Source organism: Acinetobacter sp. (assembly GCF_049284435.1).
In the GTDB taxonomy this organism is placed as follows: Bacteria; Pseudomonadota; Gammaproteobacteria; order Pseudomonadales; family Moraxellaceae; genus Acinetobacter.
In genome coordinates this window covers 1-19,652 of record NZ_JBAPXX010000161.1, presented here as the reverse complement: position 1 = coordinate 19,652, position 19,652 = coordinate 1, and the positions used below count along the sequence as shown (strand labels likewise).

15 protein-coding genes, 4 tRNA genes and 3 pseudogenes are annotated in these 19,652 nt (G+C 44.8%); 7 read left to right on the top strand and 15 right to left on the bottom strand.

Translation table 11 applies throughout. The features are described from left to right. Positions 1-582, top strand: a pseudogene (locus WAK81_RS13715) (SRPBCC family protein); the annotation flags it as partial. Positions 583-674: 92 nt separating this feature from the next. On the opposite strand, the gene WAK81_RS13710 reads toward WAK81_RS13715, so the two are convergent. From WAK81_RS13710 to WAK81_RS13690, 5 genes and pseudogenes are all read right to left on the bottom strand, one after another. Continuing rightward, positions 675-751, bottom strand: a tRNA-Arg gene (locus WAK81_RS13710). A gap of 288 nt (positions 752-1,039) precedes the next feature. After that, positions 1,040-1,643: pseudogene (locus WAK81_RS13705) on the bottom strand (dihydrofolate reductase family protein). A gap of 118 nt (positions 1,644-1,761) precedes the next feature. Continuing rightward, positions 1,762-1,838 (bottom strand) — tRNA-Arg (locus WAK81_RS13700). A 50-nt stretch (positions 1,839-1,888) separates the two neighbouring features. Further along, positions 1,889-1,965, bottom strand: a tRNA-Arg gene (locus WAK81_RS13695). A gap of 16 nt (positions 1,966-1,981) precedes the next feature. After that, a tRNA-Ser gene (locus tag WAK81_RS13690) sits at positions 1,982-2,071 on the bottom strand. A gap of 263 nt (positions 2,072-2,334) precedes the next feature. Here WAK81_RS13690 and rnr point away from each other — a divergent pair. The 5 genes and pseudogenes from rnr to WAK81_RS13665 all read left to right on the top strand — a co-directional run bounded on the left by rnr (position 2,335) and on the right by WAK81_RS13665 (position 8,931). Then, positions 2,335-4,782, top strand: a complete 2,448-nt coding sequence (rnr, locus tag WAK81_RS13685) for a ribonuclease R (RefSeq protein WP_422197589.1) — start codon at positions 2,335-2,337, stop codon at positions 4,780-4,782. A gap of 456 nt (positions 4,783-5,238) precedes the next feature. Further along, on the top strand, positions 5,239-7,293 hold the full coding sequence (locus WAK81_RS13680) for a M3 family metallopeptidase (protein WP_422197592.1): 2,055 nt from the start codon (positions 5,239-5,241) through the stop codon (positions 7,291-7,293). Between the two features lie 40 nt (positions 7,294-7,333). Then, on the top strand, positions 7,334-7,543 hold the full coding sequence (locus tag WAK81_RS13675) for a YheV family putative zinc ribbon protein (RefSeq protein WP_171054337.1): 210 nt from the start codon (positions 7,334-7,336) through the stop codon (positions 7,541-7,543). A gap of 17 nt (positions 7,544-7,560) precedes the next feature. Beyond that, positions 7,561-7,995, top strand: a complete 435-nt coding sequence (locus WAK81_RS13670; protein WP_422197587.1) for a hypothetical protein — start codon at positions 7,561-7,563, stop codon at positions 7,993-7,995. A 55-nt stretch (positions 7,996-8,050) separates the two neighbouring features. Continuing rightward, positions 8,051-8,931: pseudogene (locus WAK81_RS13665) on the top strand (DMT family transporter). 66 nt (positions 8,932-8,997) lie between these two features. Here the strand turns inward: WAK81_RS13665 and WAK81_RS13660 are convergent. The 5 genes from WAK81_RS13660 to WAK81_RS13640 form a co-directional block, all read right to left on the bottom strand. Continuing rightward, positions 8,998-11,277 carry a TRAP transporter large permease subunit gene (locus WAK81_RS13660; protein WP_422197585.1) on the bottom strand — a complete coding sequence of 760 codons (2,280 nt, stop codon included), beginning with the start codon at positions 11,275-11,277 and terminating at the stop codon, positions 8,998-9,000. 197 nt (positions 11,278-11,474) lie between these two features. Beyond that, positions 11,475-12,047: a rhombosortase gene (gene rrtA, locus WAK81_RS13655; protein ID WP_005101179.1), complete on the bottom strand. Its 573-nt coding sequence runs from the start codon at positions 12,045-12,047 to the stop codon at positions 11,475-11,477. Between the two features lie 67 nt (positions 12,048-12,114). Beyond that, the gene (locus WAK81_RS13650; RefSeq protein ID WP_422197583.1) at positions 12,115-13,155 is read right to left on the bottom strand and encodes a hypothetical protein; all 1,041 of its coding nucleotides are present in this window, start codon (positions 13,153-13,155) and stop codon (positions 12,115-12,117) included. 535 nt (positions 13,156-13,690) lie between these two features. After that, positions 13,691-14,077: a hypothetical protein gene (locus WAK81_RS13645; protein ID WP_422197581.1), complete on the bottom strand. Its 387-nt coding sequence runs from the start codon at positions 14,075-14,077 to the stop codon at positions 13,691-13,693. Then, the gene (locus WAK81_RS13640; protein ID WP_004645065.1) at positions 14,070-14,327 is read right to left on the bottom strand and encodes a succinate dehydrogenase assembly factor 2; all 258 of its coding nucleotides are present in this window, start codon (positions 14,325-14,327) and stop codon (positions 14,070-14,072) included. The genes WAK81_RS13645 and WAK81_RS13640 overlap by 8 nt, the downstream gene beginning before the upstream one ends. A 183-nt stretch (positions 14,328-14,510) precedes the next feature. Between WAK81_RS13640 and WAK81_RS13635 the strand changes: the two genes are divergently transcribed. Then, positions 14,511-15,683 (top strand): acyl-CoA dehydrogenase family protein, encoded by a 1,173-nt coding sequence (locus WAK81_RS13635; RefSeq protein ID WP_422197579.1) that lies wholly within the window; start codon positions 14,511-14,513, stop codon positions 15,681-15,683. Between the two features lie 59 nt (positions 15,684-15,742). Here WAK81_RS13635 and WAK81_RS13630 read toward each other — a convergent pair whose 3' ends face one another. From WAK81_RS13630 to rpsK, 5 genes are all read right to left on the bottom strand, one after another. Next, the gene (locus WAK81_RS13630; RefSeq protein ID WP_422197577.1) at positions 15,743-17,233 is read right to left on the bottom strand and encodes a flavin-containing monooxygenase; all 1,491 of its coding nucleotides are present in this window, start codon (positions 17,231-17,233) and stop codon (positions 15,743-15,745) included. 217 nt (positions 17,234-17,450) lie between these two features. Further along, the gene (gene rplQ / locus WAK81_RS13625) at positions 17,451-17,816 is read right to left on the bottom strand and encodes a 50S ribosomal protein L17 (protein ID WP_004281488.1); all 366 of its coding nucleotides are present in this window, start codon (positions 17,814-17,816) and stop codon (positions 17,451-17,453) included. A gap of 18 nt (positions 17,817-17,834) precedes the next feature. Continuing rightward, entirely contained in the window at positions 17,835-18,842 is a 1,008-nt protein-coding gene (locus tag WAK81_RS13620; protein WP_004281489.1) for a DNA-directed RNA polymerase subunit alpha, read from the bottom strand. Positions 18,843-18,858: 16 nt separating this feature from the next. Then, complete coding sequence (gene rpsD, locus WAK81_RS13615; protein ID WP_004281490.1) at positions 18,859-19,485, bottom strand: 30S ribosomal protein S4; 627 nt, start codon at positions 19,483-19,485, stop codon at positions 18,859-18,861. Positions 19,486-19,497: 12 nt separating this feature from the next. After that, positions 19,498-19,652: 30S ribosomal protein S11 (rpsK, locus tag WAK81_RS13610; RefSeq protein WP_144576969.1), on the bottom strand; the 155-nt coding region annotated here is incomplete at its 5' end.

The following is a 19,652-nucleotide window of genomic DNA, read 5'->3' as shown; positions in this document are numbered from 1 at the left end:
CTCCCTGAAACCCCGTTAAATTCGAGCCAGGTTCAAAAAATTGCCACACTGAGTCAGCTCTCCCAGGAACCGGTTTCTTTCATCTTGCCATCAAATAAAGTGCCCTATCAGCATGGATTAGAAAGCTTGCGTTTTAGTAGCAGTTATCAATATTTCGCCAAAAACCCACAACACATGCAACGCTGGCTCAGTGCTCCTGCTTATCAGGAACTTTTTCCGCGCCAGATTACAGACATCGACATCAAAAAAATTGATCCCAATAGCTTTGATGCAGACTATAAAATTTCAGTCGGCTTAGGCGTGATCAATATTCCCTTCGATTTTAAGCTGCGTTTTGATTATCCCAACAGTTTAGAAAATCAGTTTGATGCTGTCGGTGGAGATTTGCAGTTTGTCAGAGGTGGAATGCATCTGATTCCGCAAGGCAACGGGACATTATTAAATATCACCAGTGCCATGAAAATTCATGACCAAGCCCCATTTCTACTCAGAGCGATGCGAAGTATGCCTTATCACGACATGTTACCCGCGATTGGTGGCAATACCGTGTTGGCTTTAAAGATTAAACAGAAGATGAAATAATTTTTTAACACATTTAATTTATTCTAGGCACAAAAAAACCACTTTAAAAAAAGTGGTTTCTTCCAGTTTTACATCTGTCGATGTGATCAAGTTGGTGCGCTCAGAGAGATTCGAACTCCCGACCCCTTAGTTCGTAGCCAAGTGCTCTATCCAGCTGAGCTATGAGCGCGACGTCTTGATGGGGTGCATTATACGAGCTTTTTCAGTCTTGTTAAGTGTTTTTTAATAAAATTATAACTGAATGTACAGTAATTAAACGATGTATCAAAATTTATAGTTTTCTGCTGAAAACTTCTGCGGATTTAGAGCTAAAAGCACTTAATTAATTCAACTAAGAAGCTGTATTTTCCAAAAAAATCCTGCACCACGCAATGGCGTCAGCCTTAAGTATTCTCAACCAGATATCCAGCCAGAATAGAATTCAAATACAAAACGGCTATCACCCTTTTACTCTTTATCACTCGCCTATTGTTCCAGTCTTTACTTCTCCTGTCCTTTGATAATGCGTAAACACAATACCATTTGAGCTAGCCAAGTGATCTATCAACTGAAAAGCAGCTGGTATTGATTCATTGCTAAACAGGCGTTTGCCAACACCCAGTATAATTGGAAAAGTCAGCAGACGAAGCATCCATAAGCTCATATTTGAAAAGCGCCTGTACCACTGCAGCACTGCCATACACGCGAATATCCCCCTCTCCTGATGCTTTAAGCTTGATTATCTCATCAATGCTTTTCAGAAAAAGGGTATTTTGCCAGTCGGAATGCTCCAGACTGGTAGAAAGAACATATTTATTGACATCATTAATTCCCGGCCAGTCTTCAGTATGTGTGGGCCAGTAAGATTCAAAAATCTGAAAAGTATTTTTCCCCAAAAGAATATCGGAGGGCTGCATCCATTTTTGCATAATGACATCAAATGTCGGATCAGGTTCCGCCTTAAAATACGGTGCCACCCAGCCACCATATTGAAAACCACCAGATATATCTTCTTTCGGGCCGCCGGGCGCCTGCATTACACCATCGAGGGTCAAAAATTCCTGGACAATGATTTTTCTCATCACGACTGCCTTTATTTTTATTAACTAGCCTGAGACTTATTTTTAGCACGTGATGCCTAGTGTTTCTGTAAATTTTAGGCACAAAAAAACCGCAACATGTGCGGTTGATTGTTCAAGTTGGTGCGCTCAGAGAGATTCGAACTCCCGACCCCTTAGTTCGTAGCCAAGTGCTCTATCCAGCTGAGCTATGAGCGCGTAACTTGTGTACCTCGGTTGGCAATACGTTTTTTTCTGCTTAACTTACTTGGTGCGCTCAGAGAGATTCGAACTCCCGACCCCTTAGTTCGTAGCCAAGTGCTCTATCCAGCTGAGCTATGAGCGCGCGACGTAAGTAAGCGTGGCGGTGAGAGAGGGATTCGAACCCTCGATACAGTTACCCGTATGCGTCCTTAGCAGGGACGTGGTTTCAGCCACTCACCCATCTCACCGTAACGTGCGGCCATAATACAAATTTCGGCATGGCACTGCAAGCACAGCATCAAAAAAAAGTGCATATTTTTGCTCGTTTAAATACTTTTTAAGCAATTCCGCGATTTTTCGTGCATTTTGATGGCAAAAAAACTGCATAAATTTCCAGTTATCGAAAATTAACAGAAAATTGAAAACTTAAATGGATTATTGCAATCATTTACGTGCAGTCTGCGCATACATGTTTTATGCTAAACCTATCTCCTAAGATAAATTTAAAGACATGATGAAAAACTGGGTCGATCCTGAAGCAAAAGCTGAAGCCGAACGTTATGACAACCCTATCCCTAGCCGCACGCTCATTTTAGAAACCATCGAAAAGAACAATGCCCAGTCCCATGCAGACCTGGTCGAACATTTTGAAATTGCAGATCAAAAAAGTATTGATGCCCTGAGCCATCGTTTAATTGCGATGGTGCGTGACGGGCAACTGATGAAAGATGGCTACAAGTTTCAGATTGCCGTCGAGCAACCTGAATCCGAAGCGACGGTTTATATCAATTCCCGAGGGATGGGAACTGCCAACATTTCCGGCCAGGACGACCTATTATTGGCTGAGCGTGAACTGCGCCTAGTCTTTAATGGTGACCGCGTTAAAGTGCGTCAGACTTCGGTAGACCGTAAAGGTAAGGCCTGGGGCTATATTACTGAAGTTGTGCAGCATCGTGTCAAACAGATCATTGGTAAAGTGTCAGAGTATGATGGTGAATACTTTATCCAGCCAGCCAACCCGAATGCGCATCAGCCAATCACTCTTGAAAAAGAACTGATTGAACATGCCCAAGTCAATCTAGGTGATTCGATTCGTGTGGCGATTGATACCTATCCGACCCGTGAAGAATTCGCGACCGGACATATTGTGCAGTCCATGGCGGATAAGGCCGATACTGAAATCATCATTCCACAAACCATTTTAGAATATGGTTTGCCGTATGAATTTCCGGAAGAAGTTGTTAAAGAAGCCGAGAGCTTTAAAGAACCAACGACCAAAGACCGTGAAGGTCGTGTGGATCTGCGTGATTTAGCTTTAGTTACTATTGATGGTGAAGATGCACGTGACTTTGATGATGCGGTTTATGCCGAAAAACGTCCCGGCGGTGGTTATCGCGTGGTCGTGGCCATTGCCGATGTCAGCCATTATGTACGTCCAGGCAAACTATTGGACGATGAAGCGCAGGAACGCGGGACGTCAGTCTACTTCCCGCACTTTGTTTTACCGATGCTGCCTGAAGCATTGTCGAATGGCCTGTGTTCGTTAAATCCGAACGTTGACCGCCTATGTATGGTCTGTGATTTAAAACTGTCACGTGCTGGCCGTGTCACTAGTTTTGAGTTCTATCCGTCTGTCATGCATTCCAAGGCACGTTTGACCTATGATCAGGTCGCACAGTATCTGGAAGGCGACAGCCAGGCGATTACCGCAGACCGTGAAGTTCGCAAGTCGATCAACACCCTGTTCCAGCTTTATCAAATTCTTAAAAGTTTACGTGCTGAACGCCATGCCATGGAATTTGAAACCGTTGAAACTTACATGACCTTCGACGAACTGGGCGGAATTAAAGAAATTCTTCCACGCACCCGTAATGATGCGCATAAGCTGATTGAAGAATGTATGTTGCTGGCTAACGTGGCAGCTGCAGAATATGCATTGAAAAATGAAATGCCGATGTTGTACCGCGTGCATGAACCACCTGAGTTCTCGCGTATCCAGAAAGTCCGTGACTTCGTCAAGCTGCTGGGTTTGAATTTCCCGGAACAGCCGACTCAGAAAGATTATCAGGCGGTGATTGAAGCGACCAAAGACCGGATTGATGCACCAAGTATTCATGCGGTGTTATTACGCTCCATGATGCAGGCTTATTATGGTGCGAGTAATGCAGGCCATTATGGTCTGGCGTATGAAGCCTATACACATTTCACTTCACCAATTCGTCGTTATCCGGATTTGTTATTGCATCGTGCAATCAAAGCACATTTAAATAACAAGCCATCTCCGCTTTCAGGTGGTGCTTTAGATGATGCCGGTGAACATTTCTCAGCGACAGAACGTCGTGCAGATGAAGCATCGCGCTCGGTGACGACCTGGTTGAAATGTCATTATATGCAGCAGCATCTGGGCGAAGAATTTGTCGGCATCATCAGTGCGACGGCAGAATTCGGCCTGTTTGTAACGCTAAAAGATCTCTATGTCGATGGAATGGTGCATGTCAGCCAGCTAGGCGATGACTTCTTTGTCTTTGATCAAAGCAGCCAGAATCTGATCGGCCAAAACCGTGGTCAGGTCTTTGGTCTGGGCGATGAAGTCAAAATCAAGGTTGCCGGCGTCAATCTGGAAGAACGCAAGATCGACTTTGAACTGGTGCAACAGCTTAGCCATGCTGGCCGTGCAGTTCGTGCCCGTGCACCGCGCGTGAGCGAGAAAAAACCAGTATCACGTCCAGCAGCGACAGAAGAAGTGTTCGGCAACAATGAACGTGAATCTAAATCCAACTTGAGCGCCGATGGAGAACAGCCCATACGACGCAAAAAAGGAAAAGGAAAACCCAGCTCTTACAGTAAAAAGTCTGCTAAACCATCTACAGGAAAGCCTGAAGCAAAGGTTAAAGATAAAGTAAAGAAAAAGGCCAAGGTCAAAAAGAAAAAGTCGAATGCAAAAGCCAAGACTGAATAATTTTTGACGGTTTAAAAAGAGCGCTACGGCGCTCTTTTTTCTTTTATACCTTATCCAGAATAAATATGATTGGAATAAAAATGTTCACCGCATCGAATTATCATCTTGGATCATTCTGATCACGTACCCGCCCTATTTCTAAACAAAACTGACAGGAAAACCGCATCCTATTTTGATCCACACTCAAGCAGTGAAATTCAAAGATCTGCAAAGACATATTTCCTATTCCTTTGAAACAGACTATGGAATTTTGCCTATTCTTGAACTATCAGCTTCGGAATTTCAGCGAGCAACATCAATCGGTTGAACTGCAACTTAAGATTCGCACAAGTGCCTTGGGCGTCATTGTGAATGAGATTGAATAGATCTCTATACTTCCTGCTTCAGAATAAATCACCGGTCAAGCTTGATTTCTCGATCAAGAAGCCTTACTTCTAGAACTAACACTGAAAATTTATTTGGCAGACCGACATGACTTTAGAAAAGGCAAATTTGCCTGTTCCACAATTTGATCAGATTACGCTGGCTGAGCTAAAACAAAAAATTGAAAGCTGTATTGCTGAGGGACAAAAATTCCTGAATGACCTCACCGAAACACCTACTTCAGTACAGGAGCAGCTGACTACACTGGAACATGTCGACACACTCGAAAATAATATGAGCGAGTCTTGGGGCATCCTGTCGCATTTAAATGCAGTCATGAGCAATGCCGAAACCCGTGATGTCTATCAAGCACTCTTACCGGGTCTTAGCGAATACTATACGCAACTGGGCCAACATACGGCGCTGTATCAGACCTATCAGCATATTTATGATGCGTCTATTTATAATGAACTGCCGGCAGCGCAGCGAAGCGCCATTAAACTGGCCTTACGTGATTTCAAACTGTCTGGGGTGGCATTAGAGGGTGAAGCGAAAAAACGTTATGCAGAAATTTCTGCGCGTCTGTCCCAATTATCTTCCGACTTCTCCAACCATGTGCTGGATGCGACTCAAGCCTATTTCAGACCGCTGAGTGAAGATGAGTTAGCCGGTCTATCTTCAAATAATATTGAGCTGTTAAAACAATATGGTCAGCAACGCGAGCTGGATCAACCGGTGGCTACGCTGGATTTTCCGTCTTATCTGGCGATCATGACCCATTCAGAAAATCGTCCTCTGCGTGAAGAATTATATAAGGCCTATACCACTCGCGCGTCAGATCAGGCTGAACAGAGCGAGTTTGACAATACCGCGTTGATTGAAGAAATTCTCAGCCTGCGTCTGGAAATGGCAAAACTGCTTGGCTTTAATAATTATGCGGAATTATCCTTAGCCAGCAAAATGGCACCAAGTGTAGAGGCAGTAGACGAATTCCTGCGTGATCTGGCAGAGCATGCTCGCGCGCCAGCAGAGAAAGAAATTGCTGAACTGAAAGCGATTGCTGCTGAAGATGGCATCCGTGATCTGCAACCTTGGGACAGCGGCTATTATTCTGAAAAGCTAAAAATGCAGCAATTTAATTTATCACAGGAAGCGCTTAAACCTTACTTCCCTGCACCGAAAATCCTGCAAGGCCTGTTCAGTATTGTTAATCGTCTGTATGGCATTCAGGTCATTGAACGTGAAGCTCCTGTATGGCATCCGGATGCACGTTATTTTGAACTGGAAGATCAGGGTCAGGTGATTGGCGGTTTCTATTTTGACCTGTATGCACGCCAGGGCAAACGCGGCGGTGCATGGATGAGTGGTTTCCGTTCCCGTATGCAGACCAGTGATGGCCTGCAAAAACCGATTTGCTATATGGTCGGTAACTTTACCCCACCTGTCGGCAATCACCCTGCACTCCTGACCCATGATGAAGTGATTACCCTGTTCCATGAATTCGGCCATGGCCTGCATCATATGCTGACAGAAGTGGACAATATTGCGGTAGCAGGTACCCATGGCGTGGCGTGGGATGCGGTCGAGCTGCCAAGCCAGTTTATGGAATTCTGGGCTTGGGATCAGGAAAGTCTCGATCTGCTCAGTGAACACATCGAAACCCAAGAATCCCTACCAGCTGAACTGCTCAAGGCCTTGCTCGATGCACGTTTCTTCCAGTCTGGCATGCAAACCCTGCGTCAGCTTGAATTTGCCCTGTTTGACTTGAGTATTCACCGTGCTAATCCGGCTTTAAATGCAACACAGGTTCAGGCTACTCTGAATGAGATCCGTGAAAAATATGCGGTTCTACCGACGACTGACTATAACCGTTTCCAGCACAGCTTTAGTCATATTTTTGCCGGTGGTTATGCAGCGGGATATTATTCCTATAAATGGGCCGAAGTTTTGGCCAGTGATGCTTTCGACCGCTTCGAAGATGAAGGTATTTTCAATACCACTACCGGAAAGCAGTTTCGGGAAAATATCCTCGCAGTTGGCGGAAAAGACACAGCACTTGACGCATTTATCAATTTCCGCGGACGCGAGCCAAAAATAGATGCATTGCTGCGTCATCAAGGTTGGACGAACAGCTCTAAAAACGCTTAAACTAGCTTTTTACGTTGATCACAAGGTGAGTATGATGACCATTAAACGTCGTTTCATTGCAGGCGCAAAATGTCCAAAATGTCAGGCATTAGATCGCGTCGTCATGCTGACCTCTGGTGAAGATGAATGGATCGAATGTATTGAATGTGGTTATGAAGAAAATCGTCCCACACATGTTGATCAACCAGAAACACCAGCTGTTCCAGATGAAGTTGGCGTGATTCAGTTTAAACCTCGTTCAGTAAAATAAAAATCAAGGTTCAAGCTATGTCAGTAGAACAAAGAAATAACCCCAAACTTTTAATGGGGATTATGGGGGCTTTAGTTACTGTCGTTGCATTGGTATTACTATATCAGTGGTTGAATGCCTCTTCCGGTGAAGCGGAACGCATGCATCAGGAAGATATCGCAGCTGTTTCGGCAGCAAAACCTGCGGCGAAAACTGAAGAAGATACGGCGGCAGCCAAAGCAGCTGAGGCCATCGAAGCTAAAGCACTGGTATCAGATCAGCTGTTAGATGCACCGGTGCCGGAGAATGCCAGTTTGGCCAAAGAAGAAGTGGCTAAATTAGATGACATCCAAGTTCAGCTCAATGAACAAAAGGCCACACTGGATGCGCAGCATAGCGATGCCGACCAGTTGATCCAACTGAAAGAGGAACAGATCAAGTTACTTGAAGCACAACTTGCTCAAAGCCAGTAAATCTCGACAGCATTTCAGCTAGAATATCGTCAGATCTTCTAGCTCAGTTGTTTCCATGTCTGCCCCAGCCGCTCCGCATCTGCTTAAAGCCATTCTGTTACTGACCTGCTCTGCTTTTCTCTTTTCAGTCATGGGCGTGTGTATCCGTTATGCCTCAGCAACGGTTGATAACGCCACCGTGGTCTTCTTTCGCAATTTTGTCGGGCTGTTTATTTTTCTGCCCTTCATTTTTAACAAGGGAATTGGTTTTTTCAAGACTGAAAAACTGTGGATGCACACCTGGCGCGCAGTAGTCGGCCTGACTGCCATGTACGGCTTTTTCTATGCCATTGCCCATTTAAAACTCTCTAATGCCATGGTTTTCACCTACTCTTCCCCAATTTTTATTCCGCTGATTGCTTGGCTATTTCTCAAGGAAAAAATAACAGCAAGCATGTTAGTCGTGGCTCTGATTGGTTTCGTCGGGTACTCTGTGTTGCCAAACCGGATTCGGGTTTATTCAATCTAATGTCGGTCATTGGTTTGAGTGCGAGTTTTCTGGCGGCGATGGCCTTTGTCACGGTTCGAGCACTGACTAAAACCGAGTCTCCGGAAAAAATCGTGTTTTATTTCTGCTTTATTGGCACCCTGATTTCAGTGATTCCGATGTTCTGGCTATGGCGACCTTATACCCTGACAGAACTCAGCTATCTGATTACTGCCGGTATCCTGGCCAATTTCAGCCAACTCTTTATGTCAAATGCCTACAAGCTGGCTCCGGCAGGACAGATTGGACCGGTCAACTATGTGGCAATTTTCTTTGCTGGTATGTGGGGATTTCTGTTCTGGCAGGAAGTTCCAGACCTTTATAGCCTGATTGGGCTGGGGCTGATTTTCTGTGCAATTCTACTGTGTAGCCCGATACTGCAAAAGCGCCTGAATTCATCTAATATCTGATCAAAGAGTTCAAATTAGATACATTAAAAAAGCACCCGTAGGTGCTTTTTTATTACTTTTCTCTTATTAATACCAGCCGAACAGCTTAAAGATATAAGGCACATAGGCAATGATCAGCATCGCAGGCAGCAATACTATCACCGGCAAAATCCAGCGTTCATAACGGTAGTAGAAAGACAGGTGTCGTACTTCTGCATCCGCTTCGGCCACTTCGGCATCACCAATCGACTGTCTGGCCAGCAGATGATTCAGCGCAACCGGTGGCGTCACATAGCCCAGCTCAAAACCAATCAGGGTAATCATCCAGAAATGTACCGGATGAATGCCATATTGATAGGCCACTGGAGCAACGGTCGCCGAGATCAGAATCACCGCGCCAAATGGATCCATGATCATCCCGACAAAAATCATCAAGCCGACAATCAGTGAAATCACCAGAATGGTACTGCTGATATCGGTCGGGAAGGCTTCCATAATTTCAATACGTTCCAGCAAGCCACCCACACTCACCGATAGTGCCATCAGGATGACCAGAGCACCAATATGTCCCACGGTCTCACTGGTCGAAATATGCATGGACTTCCAGAAACCGACCTTACGTAAAATTTCAGTCGCTTTTGAACGCTGCACAGTATGATCAACAGCCAGCTCTTTGCCTGGTTGTTCGCTATGTTCAGCTTCACGATATTCTGCATTGGCCGCGGCACCGGCTGTCGCCAGTTCAGGAGTCGATCTTGAGTTTAAAGTTGCGGTCAAGGTTTCATCCCAATGTCCCACTGCCGGCAACGGCGCAGGTTCATGACGTAACTTATCGAACAGGACAATCATCAGCAGAATGACCGGCATCATCACCGGTGCGGTAAATTCATTTAGATCAGTCGACAAAGCATATTTATAGAATAACCAGATCAGAATGAAAATCACGATATATGGAATAATCGCAATGAAGGCACGACCCGATTGAGGAGCTGCTACGCTAGGTGCAGCAATCCGGAATTTGTTTTCTGCAAAGAACAGGGAAATTACCAGGAATAAAGTCGAACTGAGCAGGAAGACATAAATCCCGTAGTGATACAGTAAGTCGGTGGTCACTTCTTTATTGAGTGATGCCACAACAACAATCAGCAAGCAAGGACGTAAGACTACGCCCATTGAGCCGGACATTGCGGTGGCTGCTAGTGCAAACTGACGGCGTCCACCCGCATTCCAGACTTCCTTATAAATAATCGCACCTGCGGCAATTACGAAAATCCCTGATGCTCCAGTATAAGCAGTCGGTAATGCAGCTGCCAGCAAGATTAGCCAAGTCAGGGTTTCAGGTGCTAGATTCCAAGGACGCAGAATATTCAGGAACATGTCCACGACACGGGTCTGTTTCAGCAACATACCGGCCCAGATAAATAAGGCCAGATTCAGAAAGATACTAGAAAACTCCACCAATTGACCGAGGTAAATCCCCTGTCCCATTGGATAGTCCATAAAGAAAGTGAAGTTTATCCCGGTAGTAATGGCCATATAGGCATACAACGGCACACTCAGAAAGGCCAGACCAAAACTGCCGCCCTCACGCGTTGGTTTTGGTTGTTTGATCACCTGATACAGGCTGATCAAGGTGAGTGTGCTGAACAGAATCATCCACAACCAGTAGATGTACTTCATCTCCCCCATCGGCACGCCCGAGTTCAATACGGACTGATATTGGCTATAGGATGAAAATGCCAGGAAAGCATTACCGACCAGCATGGCGACCGAATAGACTTTAAAGTCGATACGCGTGCTCGGGCTACGTAAGCCAATATGATGGGTTTTTAGGGTGGCACTGGTCGCAGCAAAGACCACCATGATGACCAGAAGCAAAGCCCGGTTTTCAGTACCAAACTTAAAGATGCCAAAGAAAGAAGTTTCAAACGTCCGATAAGCCCGAATACTTGGATGTGCTTGCACATGCTGAATGGCTTTATCATAAAACAGGTAGGATTCTTCACAGACCTGCTGTGCCTGTAACACCGCAGCACGGACATCCGTTTCCGAACGCACCCCGAAGAAATCGGCGTATTCATCGGCTGCATCGGCTTTCATCTGCTGCTGAACGCGCTGATCAACATTGATATTGCGTTCACATTGTGGACGCGTCGGTTCAGCCCTTAAAAATGAATATTGCATTCCTGTTGCCGGATCGCCGTAAATACGCTCGCCCATACGCAGCAACTGACCGTGAATCATTTCCCCGGTGCCAATAATCAAAGTGAGCAAAAGTAAAACCAGCACGACGAAGGTCGAGATCCACTCTGTCCATATATAACGCAACAGACCTAATCCTGATCTGTTTTGATCATCATTTTGCATGTGTATTCCTATTTTTATTTTAGCGGCCTGATGCTTGGTCTAGGACGCCGATCTTCCCTTCTGCCCCGAAAATTCCTTTTCAAAGGTCAGGATCTTTATTCTATGTTTTGACTGTGCATGAAAATTGGCACAATAAAAATGACAATTTATATTTTCTTTTTGTATTTTCTGCCAAGTAACTTATTTATCTCTGCACTTTAATTGTCCCGAAAATAATTGCTCACAATATAGATCAGCGCCAGAATCACGCCCCAAATCACCCCAAGTAAATGTGCTTCAACCAAAACAGGACTGCCGATCAGCTGCGCCGTCCCGACATTGCCAATGGTGTTTTCCCAGACCAGTTTGGCAAAAATCAGAAATAACACCAGCGCCGCAAAGCCGCGTTCCCGCTTATACAGCAAATGCACACAGGCTACGGCTACATAGGCACCATGCAGCACGCCCGACAGGCCGGCATAGGCTTCAATATTGGGTAAGAAAAAATAAAAGCTTAAACTGATCAACGGCGGCAAGATCAGCAAAATGGCACAGAAATGCCAGACGGTGGCGCGTGGAAAAATGAAAGGTAAACAGATAAAGGCGAGAATATTCAGAAAATAATGGATCCAGCCCACATGTACCCAGTGCGCTGTCCAGAGTCGCCAGAATTCACCCAACAGGCTTTCTTGCCAGTAGATGAAATGATCCTGAAAAATTTGCAGACATGCAGAGAGAGAGACAAAAGCCGCTAGAAAAATAATTTTTCGTCGAAAATGTTGATCTAGCATCGGCCTGTTGTCCTCCTTGACCATCTAGTTTGACTTCATCCCTGAAGCTTTATGCATAATATATGCATTACAAATCCGCACTGAACAGATCATCAAGTTCGGAAGAACTGTCGGATTCATCCCAGAAACGTTGCATGCCATCATCGCCACTACGTATACCGGTATTTTCTGTCCAGTAACGATCCGATATACCACTGACCATAATCGCGGCCATACTGTCAATCAGCTTGAATTGCGGATTCACTGGTTTTTCCTCGGTACGTGCCTGAGCAAAGGTTTTCAAGGCATCCCGGACTTTGGCATCATCACCACTGGCCTGAGCCGCTACTGCATACAAGGCATGAGATAAACGTACACCTTTTTGCTCGCCAATTTGTGTAGATTGTTTTAATGTTTGGTAAGGGTCAGGCTTGCCTTCCCTTGCGCCTGGCAATAAGGTCCAGATCACCGCACGGGTGGCATTCGGAGCACCCCAGAATTTCGCGTTATCCAGACACACCATGCCGCGTTCAACCACGGCAGCAATATCTTTCGGTACATGCACTGCACCACCCGAGTTAATATCATTGGTCATGGCTTGCAAGCCACTGAGCATACCCAGCAGATAAACCGTTTGCTCGATATCACTATTCATGCGCGGGCATTCTTCACCCAAGGCTTTTTGGTATTTCTTTTCATAACGGCTCTGGAACAGTTGATAACCGGTATATTGACGCTGTGCCGCCAGTGCTGCCCAGCGCTTCTGCTCGATTCGGGCATCTTGGGCTTCTGCCACCTGATTGGTTTTTGAAGCACGTAAATAGCGTAACTCGGCTTCCAGCGCTTTTTGCTCGGCACAAATACCGGCAGCCGAATACATCAACACGGCCACCCGGGTCGGATCCGCCCCCATTTCTTTGGTCGCCATAATAGCCGGCGTTAAAGAATTCCCTGAATTACATACCATTTCAGCATCATCCATCGCTAAAATCGGCGGTACAATATGGTTTTCGGTGAAACCCAGTGCAACATTCGCACCGGTTTTAATGACCTGAGAACACCCCGTCAAAACTGTTGTTGTTATTGCAATGGTCGCCATACCTTGGCATATTTTACGGACGCCTGACATTTTCCTGTCCTCTATAATTGTGATTATGTCCATCTTTCTGCTAAAGATATCAGAAGCATTTTGTGAATAAAAGAGTATTTACTCTAATTTAGACAAGACACTTTGCCATTAAATGGCCGCGCTGCAATTAACTGTATTTAGGAGAATCCCAAATTTTGGGCAAAAAAAAGTAGCATTGCGACGGTTCAGCACATGCTACTTATTAACTGTACAAGCAGAAAAATGATAAAACCCTGCTTGATTAAGATGAAAATTTATCCTTCAGCACCGTCCCGAGTCGTCCGATCACCAGAGCCAAAACAATCGCTACGATCAGAAACATCCACACTGGAAATTCCATTAAGGTCTCCCGTAGTTGCTGTTGGTGAGTTAAATGTACAGGCTAAAAATAAAACACCGGGGATAAATTATCAGACAATCTCTCTAAGTCATCGATTAAACTTAGTTTTTTTCTGAAAATAAAAATAGGAAGTTGATCTAAATATTTGTTTTATGAGCATTTTGATTAAATAATTAAAATGTGTTTGTCTTACAACTAAATTAATTTAGTCAATAATTTTAAGGATTTCCATTGTTTGAGTGGCAATTGATCACACCAGATTAGTAAAGGTCGCGCCTTGGCATGCTGAAAATACACCACAATATACGCCTGATGATCAATCACGTGACTAATACATACCCGACGGGTCGGTCGTGCTTTGGCGGTCAATGACCATTCACGTCCATCCAGATATTCAAACTGCTCAATCTGTGGTGTCTTGCGGTAAAATAGCTGATAAATCACCAAGCCTATGGCAGCACACACTGCCCAAAGTGCAATCGGTAATAACTGATACAATAGATACATCAGCAGTGCAAAAATAAAAAGCTGAAACGCCAATGCACACAGACTGCGTTTCAGCTTGAAGCAACGATTATCCATGAACGTAAAATTTAAGCTTCTTGATAAAATCTTTCAATTCAGGACGTGGTGGTTCAGACACTTCCATAAACCAGTCCAGTAAATCCGGGTCTTCCTGCTCAACCAGCTCTGCAAACATCTGCTTTTCAAAAGGTTCGGCATTCAGGTAGTAATTTTTGACGTAGGGATCAAAATAGACATCCAGTTCTTTTAAACCACGACGCGCACGGTAAATCACTTTGCGCTCTTCCAAGCTAATGTCATCAGTCATCGAATTTCCCCAATTCGTTATAAACCCGAATAGTTTACCTGAAGCGTCAACTGAATTTCGAGGGATTTCATAGAAATGACCAAAAGCATCAGCAGATTTAAGTCATTTGAACATTCCGCTCATTGCTGCTGATCTTGGCATGGCCTAAGTTAAACCAAACAGATCAAAATAAGGAATAACAAAATGCAATCTGCAGCCATTCGCCCACTTTCTCCAATGCTGCCGCGCCAACTCTTTACTACCGAACATGATGCTTTTCGCGAGACGGTACGTAAATTTTATGAGAAAGAAGTTATTCCACATACCGAACGTTATGAAAGCCAGCAGCATGTAGATCGAGAGCTGTGGAATAAAGCCGGTGAGCTTGGATTGCTCTGCGCTACCATGCCTGAAGAATATGGCGGCTCTAGTGTAGACCGGCTGTATAGCATGATTTTGATTGAGGAACAGGCCTATGCCGGAGATTCAGCGACCGGGTTTTCATTGCATTCGGATATTGTTGCCAATTATCTGCTGAATTTTGGCAATAAAGCTCAAAAACAGCAATGGCTACCCAAAATGGCGTCTGGAGAAGTCGTCACCGCGATCGCCATGACCGAACCGGGAACTGGCTCTGACCTGCAAGCAGTCCGTACCTCTGCGGTACTGGATGGCGATGACTATGTGATTAATGGTTCCAAGATATTTATTACCAATGGCTATCTCTGTGATATGACCATCGTGGTTTGTAAAACCGGCAATAATGATAAAGGTTCAGCCAATCTGTCATTGATTATGGTCGAAGCCGATCGAGCTGGATTTAGTAAAGGCAAGCCGCTGAATAAAATTGGCATGAAAGGCCAAGATACTTGCGAACTGTTCTTTGACAATGTTCGGGTTCCGAAAGAAAACTTGCTTGGTCTGGAAGGCATGGGCTTTATGATGCTGATGAAAGAACTGGCTTGGGAACGCCTGATTGTGGCGATTATCTGTCAGGCAGGCGCTGAAGCCGCTTTCGCACATACAGTGAAATATACCAAGGAACGGCAGGCATTTGGCAAGAGCATCAGCCATTTTCAAAATACCCGTTTTAAACTGGCAGAACTACGCACCGAAATCGATGTGTGTCGCACTTATCTGGATCGTTGTATGGAGCTGCAACTGAAGCACGAACTAGGCGTAGATGCCGCTGCTGCGGCCAAATACAAGATTTCAGAAATGTACAGCAAAGTCGTAGATGAATGTCTGCAACTGCATGGTGGTTATGGTTACATGCTGGAATATCCGATTGCCCGTGCCTATATCGACAACCGTGCCAACCGGATTTATGCAGGTACCAACGAAATCATGAAAGAACTGATTGCACGTTCGCTGTAATTGAATGCATAAAAAAGGAGTCTCTCAGGACTCCTTTTTCTGTATGCAAAAATATAACTTTAAGAAACAAGACGCGGTTTATGCTTTAAAGTATTGCTGTTTTTTCTAAATTTCAGCACCCCATCTTCAAACGAAGCCTGTTTGAGTTCTTTCCGATCTGCCAGATAATTATTGCTGACTTTCCACGGAGCATGTTTACCCTGCTTTGGCATCACGTCTGCAGCACGGGCAATATAACCCGAACTGAGACTGCCCATGACGGTATCCTGAAGCAATTCACTCTGATCTCCCTGAGCAATCACCTGCGCATAACCTTGCTGATCCATATAATTCAACAGACGGCAAATATATTCTGCTGCAATGTCGACTTTAAGTGTCCAGGAGGCATTGATATAGCCAATAATCAGCGCCATATTCGGTATATCACTGACCATGATGCCTCTGTACAGCATATGCTGTGAGGTATCGATAGGCTGACCATCCATCGTCGCCTGAATCCCGCCGAGGATTTGAATATTCAGGCCAGTGGCAGAGACAATAATATCAGCATCCAGATGTTGACCTGATTTTAGCTGAATTCCCGTTTCGGTAAAGGTTTCTATCTGATCCGTTGCAACCGATGCCTGCCCTTCACGTAAAATTCTAAACAGATCCCCATCCGGCACCACACAGAGACGTTGATCCCAAGGTTCATAATTCGGGGTAAAGTGCTTCATGTCCACTTTACCTTTCAGCTGAAGTTGCACCGATTTAAGCAAAAGCGATTTTAATAATTTTGGCTGTTTCTGTGCTAAAGCATAAATCCCGCGCTGCATGCCGATATTACGCGCACGTGTCAGTTTATAGGCGACCTCCTCAGGCAGATATTTACGCATTTTTGAATAAATAAAATCGACCGAGGGTACAGAGGCAATATAAGTTGGGGAACGTTGCAACATGGTCACATGTCCTGCTCCGCCTTTAACCATCGCAGGAACCAAGGTAATCGCAGTGGCACCACTACCAATAATCACCACTTTTTTGCCTATATAATTTAAATTTTCCGGCCAATGTTGCGGATGAATAAACTCACCATTGAATGCAGTTTGATTTGGAAACTCCGGCTGAAAACCCTGATCATAATTATAATAACCGGTACAACCCAGTACAAAGTTGGCAATCCAGATCTGCTTCTTGCCGAGTGCATCCTCGATCTCTACTGACCATTTGCAGGTTGTAGAATCATAATTGGCACTTAAGACCCGATGCTGAAAATGGATTTTCGGCTGAAGCCTGAACTCCTCTACCACTTCAGTCAGATAATTTTTGATAGATGCGCCATCAGCAAGCACGCTTTCTTTCTTCCAGGGTTTGAAATTAAAGCCAAAAGTCGACATATCCGAATCAGAACGGATGCCCGGATATTTAAACAGATCCCAGGTTCCGCCAATACTTTCGCGGCGTTCAATAATCTCAAAAGAGCGTTGTGGACAATGTTTAGAAAGATGCGCTGCCAGACCAATCCCCGAGATCCCCGCACCCACAATTAAAATATCTACCTGCTTTTCCATCTTGTTTTTTTACCTAAGCGTTGCTATCGGTTTTTATTAAATCACAAAACTGACAATACACAATGTCAAGTTCATTAAAAAGGCGTTATTTTTTTATCTTTTGAGGCCAGATCAGTTATGTGGAACTCAATCACTCTAAATTAAAATATACAGGCATTAAAAAAGGCCGGTTTATTCAACCGACCTTTTCGAACAACTTGCGTTATTCTTCACGAAATTAGTTAACTTCGCGATCTACTAGCTCAACGTAAGCCATCGGTGCAGCATCACCTGCACGGAAGCCCGCTTTAAGAACACGTAGATAACCGCCGTTACGCTCTTTGTAACGAGGGCCAAGAACGGTAAATAATTTACCAACAGTTGCTGCTGAACGAGTACGAGCAAACGCCAAACGACGGTTTGCTACTGTATCGTTTTTAGCTAAAGTGATTAAAGGCTCAGCTACACGACGTAACTCTTTTGCTTTAGGCACAGTTGTTTTGATCAACTCGTGCTCGAACAAAGAGTTAGCCATGTTTTGGAACATCGCTTTACGATGACTGCTTGTACGGCCTAATTTCACACCACTATTACGATGACGCATGGTGATAGTCCTACTTAATTAACGGCTACGATAGGCGAAACGATCGTCCATACGGAGACTAGCCGGTGGCCAGTTCTCTAAACGCATGCCGAGTTGTAAGCCTTTAGAAGCCAGAACATCTTTGATCTCAGTAAGCGATTTTTTACCCAAGTTAGGAGTTTTAAGCAACTCAACTTCGGTACGCTGTACAAGATCACCAATGTAGTAAATGTTTTCTGCTTTCAAACAGTTAGCAGAACGAACAGTTAGCTCTAGATCATCTACTGGGCGAAGCAAGATTGGGTCAACTTCTTCACGAGGCTCTTGAGCAACAGGTGCTTGATCTTTCTGAAGGTCAACGAAGATCGCAATTTGTTGCTGCAAAATAGTTGCAGCTTTGCGGATCGCTTCTTCAGGATCTACAGTACCGTTAGTTTCAAGATCAATGATCAGTTTATCAAGGTCAGTACGTTGTTCTACACGCGCGTTTTCCACGGTGTATGAAACACGTTTGATTGGGCTGTAAGATGCATCTAACTGCAAGCGGCCCACTGGGCGAGTTTCGCCTTCTGGGAAGCGTGAGTCAGAAGTCTCGTAGCCACGACCTTGAGCCACTTTCAGACGCATTTTCAATGAGCCTGAGGCACTTAAAGTACCGATCAAATGTTCAGGGTTAACCACTTCAACATTATGAGGTAAACGAAGGTCAGCCGCAGTTACGTCGCCTGCACCTTGTTTCTCTAATGTTAAATAAGCTTCATTTTGATCGAACAGCTTAATCGACAATCCTTTTAGGTTCAGCAAGAGCTCGACGATGTCCTGCTGCAAGCCTTCCAAAGTACTGTACTCGTGCTCGACCCCTTCAATCTCAACTTCTACCACAGCTGCGCCAGGTAGAGAAGAAAGAAGGATGCGACGTAAAGCATTACCAAGAGTATGACCAAAGCCACGCTCTAATGGTTCTAGAATAACTTTTGCCGAGGTCCCGCTTGCCGCTTCGACCTTGATCGCTTGCGGAGTTAGAAACTCATTTGCAGTACGCGTCATATTGCTTCCTCAAGGATTATTTAGAATACAATTCTACAATCAAGCTTTCGTTGATTTCAGCAGGTAAATCAGAACGATCCGGTGCAGCTTTGAACGTACCTTCTAATTTAGAATGGTCAATTTCCATCCAAGAAGGCATGCCACGTTGAGTAGCTAATTCAATTGCGTTTTTGATACGTAATTGTTGCTTAGCGCCTTCGTGAACTGCGATCACATCACCCGCTTTAACTTGGATAGACGCAATGTTAACACGACGGCCATTCAAAGTGATGCTACGGTGAGATACTAACTGACGAGCTTCTGCACGAGTAGAACCGAAACCCATACGATAAACAACGTTATCAAGACGGCTTTCAAGTAGCTTCAACAGGTTTTCACCAGTTGCGCCTTTAACACGAGCAGCTTCTTTATAGTAGTTACTAAATTGACGCTCTAAAACACCGTACATGCGACGTACTTTTTGTTTTTCACGTAATTGTAGTGAGTACTCAGATTGTTTACCACCACGAGCCCCGCCGTGTTGGCCAGGAACTTTCGCATGTTTTTTTGTCTTAACATCAAACGGTTTAACGCCTGATTTAAGTTGCAGGTCTGTCCCTTCGCGACGAGAGAGTTTGCATTTTGGACCAATATAACGAGCCATGAATGTTTCTCCTTACACGCGACGTTTTTTAGGTGGACGGCAACCGTTGTGCGGGATTGGCGTCACATCGGTAATGCTGTTAATTTTATAACCCACTGCACCTAAAGCACGAACCGCAGATTCACGACCAGGACCAGGACCTTTTACAAGGACGTCCAAGTTTTTCA

Bases quoted from the DNA above. Each gene is read 5' to 3' on its own strand.
- rnr (WP_422197589.1), top strand. From the start codon at position 2,335: ATGATGAAAAACTGGGTCGATCCTGAAGCAAAAGCTGAAGCCGAACGT.
- WAK81_RS13670 (WP_422197587.1), top strand. From the start codon at position 7,561: ATGTCAGTAGAACAAAGAAATAACCCCAAACTTTTAATGGGGATTATG.
- WAK81_RS13660 (WP_422197585.1), bottom strand. From the start codon at position 11,277: ATGCAAAATGATGATCAAAACAGATCAGGATTAGGTCTGTTGCGTTAT.
- rrtA (WP_005101179.1), bottom strand. From the start codon at position 12,047: ATGCTAGATCAACATTTTCGACGAAAAATTATTTTTCTAGCGGCTTTT.
- WAK81_RS13650 (WP_422197583.1), bottom strand. From the start codon at position 13,155: ATGTCAGGCGTCCGTAAAATATGCCAAGGTATGGCGACCATTGCAATA.
- WAK81_RS13645 (WP_422197581.1), bottom strand. From the start codon at position 14,077: ATGGATAATCGTTGCTTCAAGCTGAAACGCAGTCTGTGTGCATTGGCG.
- WAK81_RS13640 (WP_004645065.1), bottom strand. From the start codon at position 14,327: ATGACTGATGACATTAGCTTGGAAGAGCGCAAAGTGATTTACCGTGCG.
- WAK81_RS13635 (WP_422197579.1), top strand. From the start codon at position 14,511: ATGCAATCTGCAGCCATTCGCCCACTTTCTCCAATGCTGCCGCGCCAA.
- WAK81_RS13630 (WP_422197577.1), bottom strand. From the start codon at position 17,233: ATGGAAAAGCAGGTAGATATTTTAATTGTGGGTGCGGGGATCTCGGGG.
- rplQ (WP_004281488.1), bottom strand. From the start codon at position 17,816: ATGCGTCATCGTAATAGTGGTGTGAAATTAGGCCGTACAAGCAGTCAT.
- WAK81_RS13620 (WP_004281489.1), bottom strand. From the start codon at position 18,842: ATGACGCGTACTGCAAATGAGTTTCTAACTCCGCAAGCGATCAAGGTC.
- rpsD (WP_004281490.1), bottom strand. From the start codon at position 19,485: ATGGCTCGTTATATTGGTCCAAAATGCAAACTCTCTCGTCGCGAAGGG.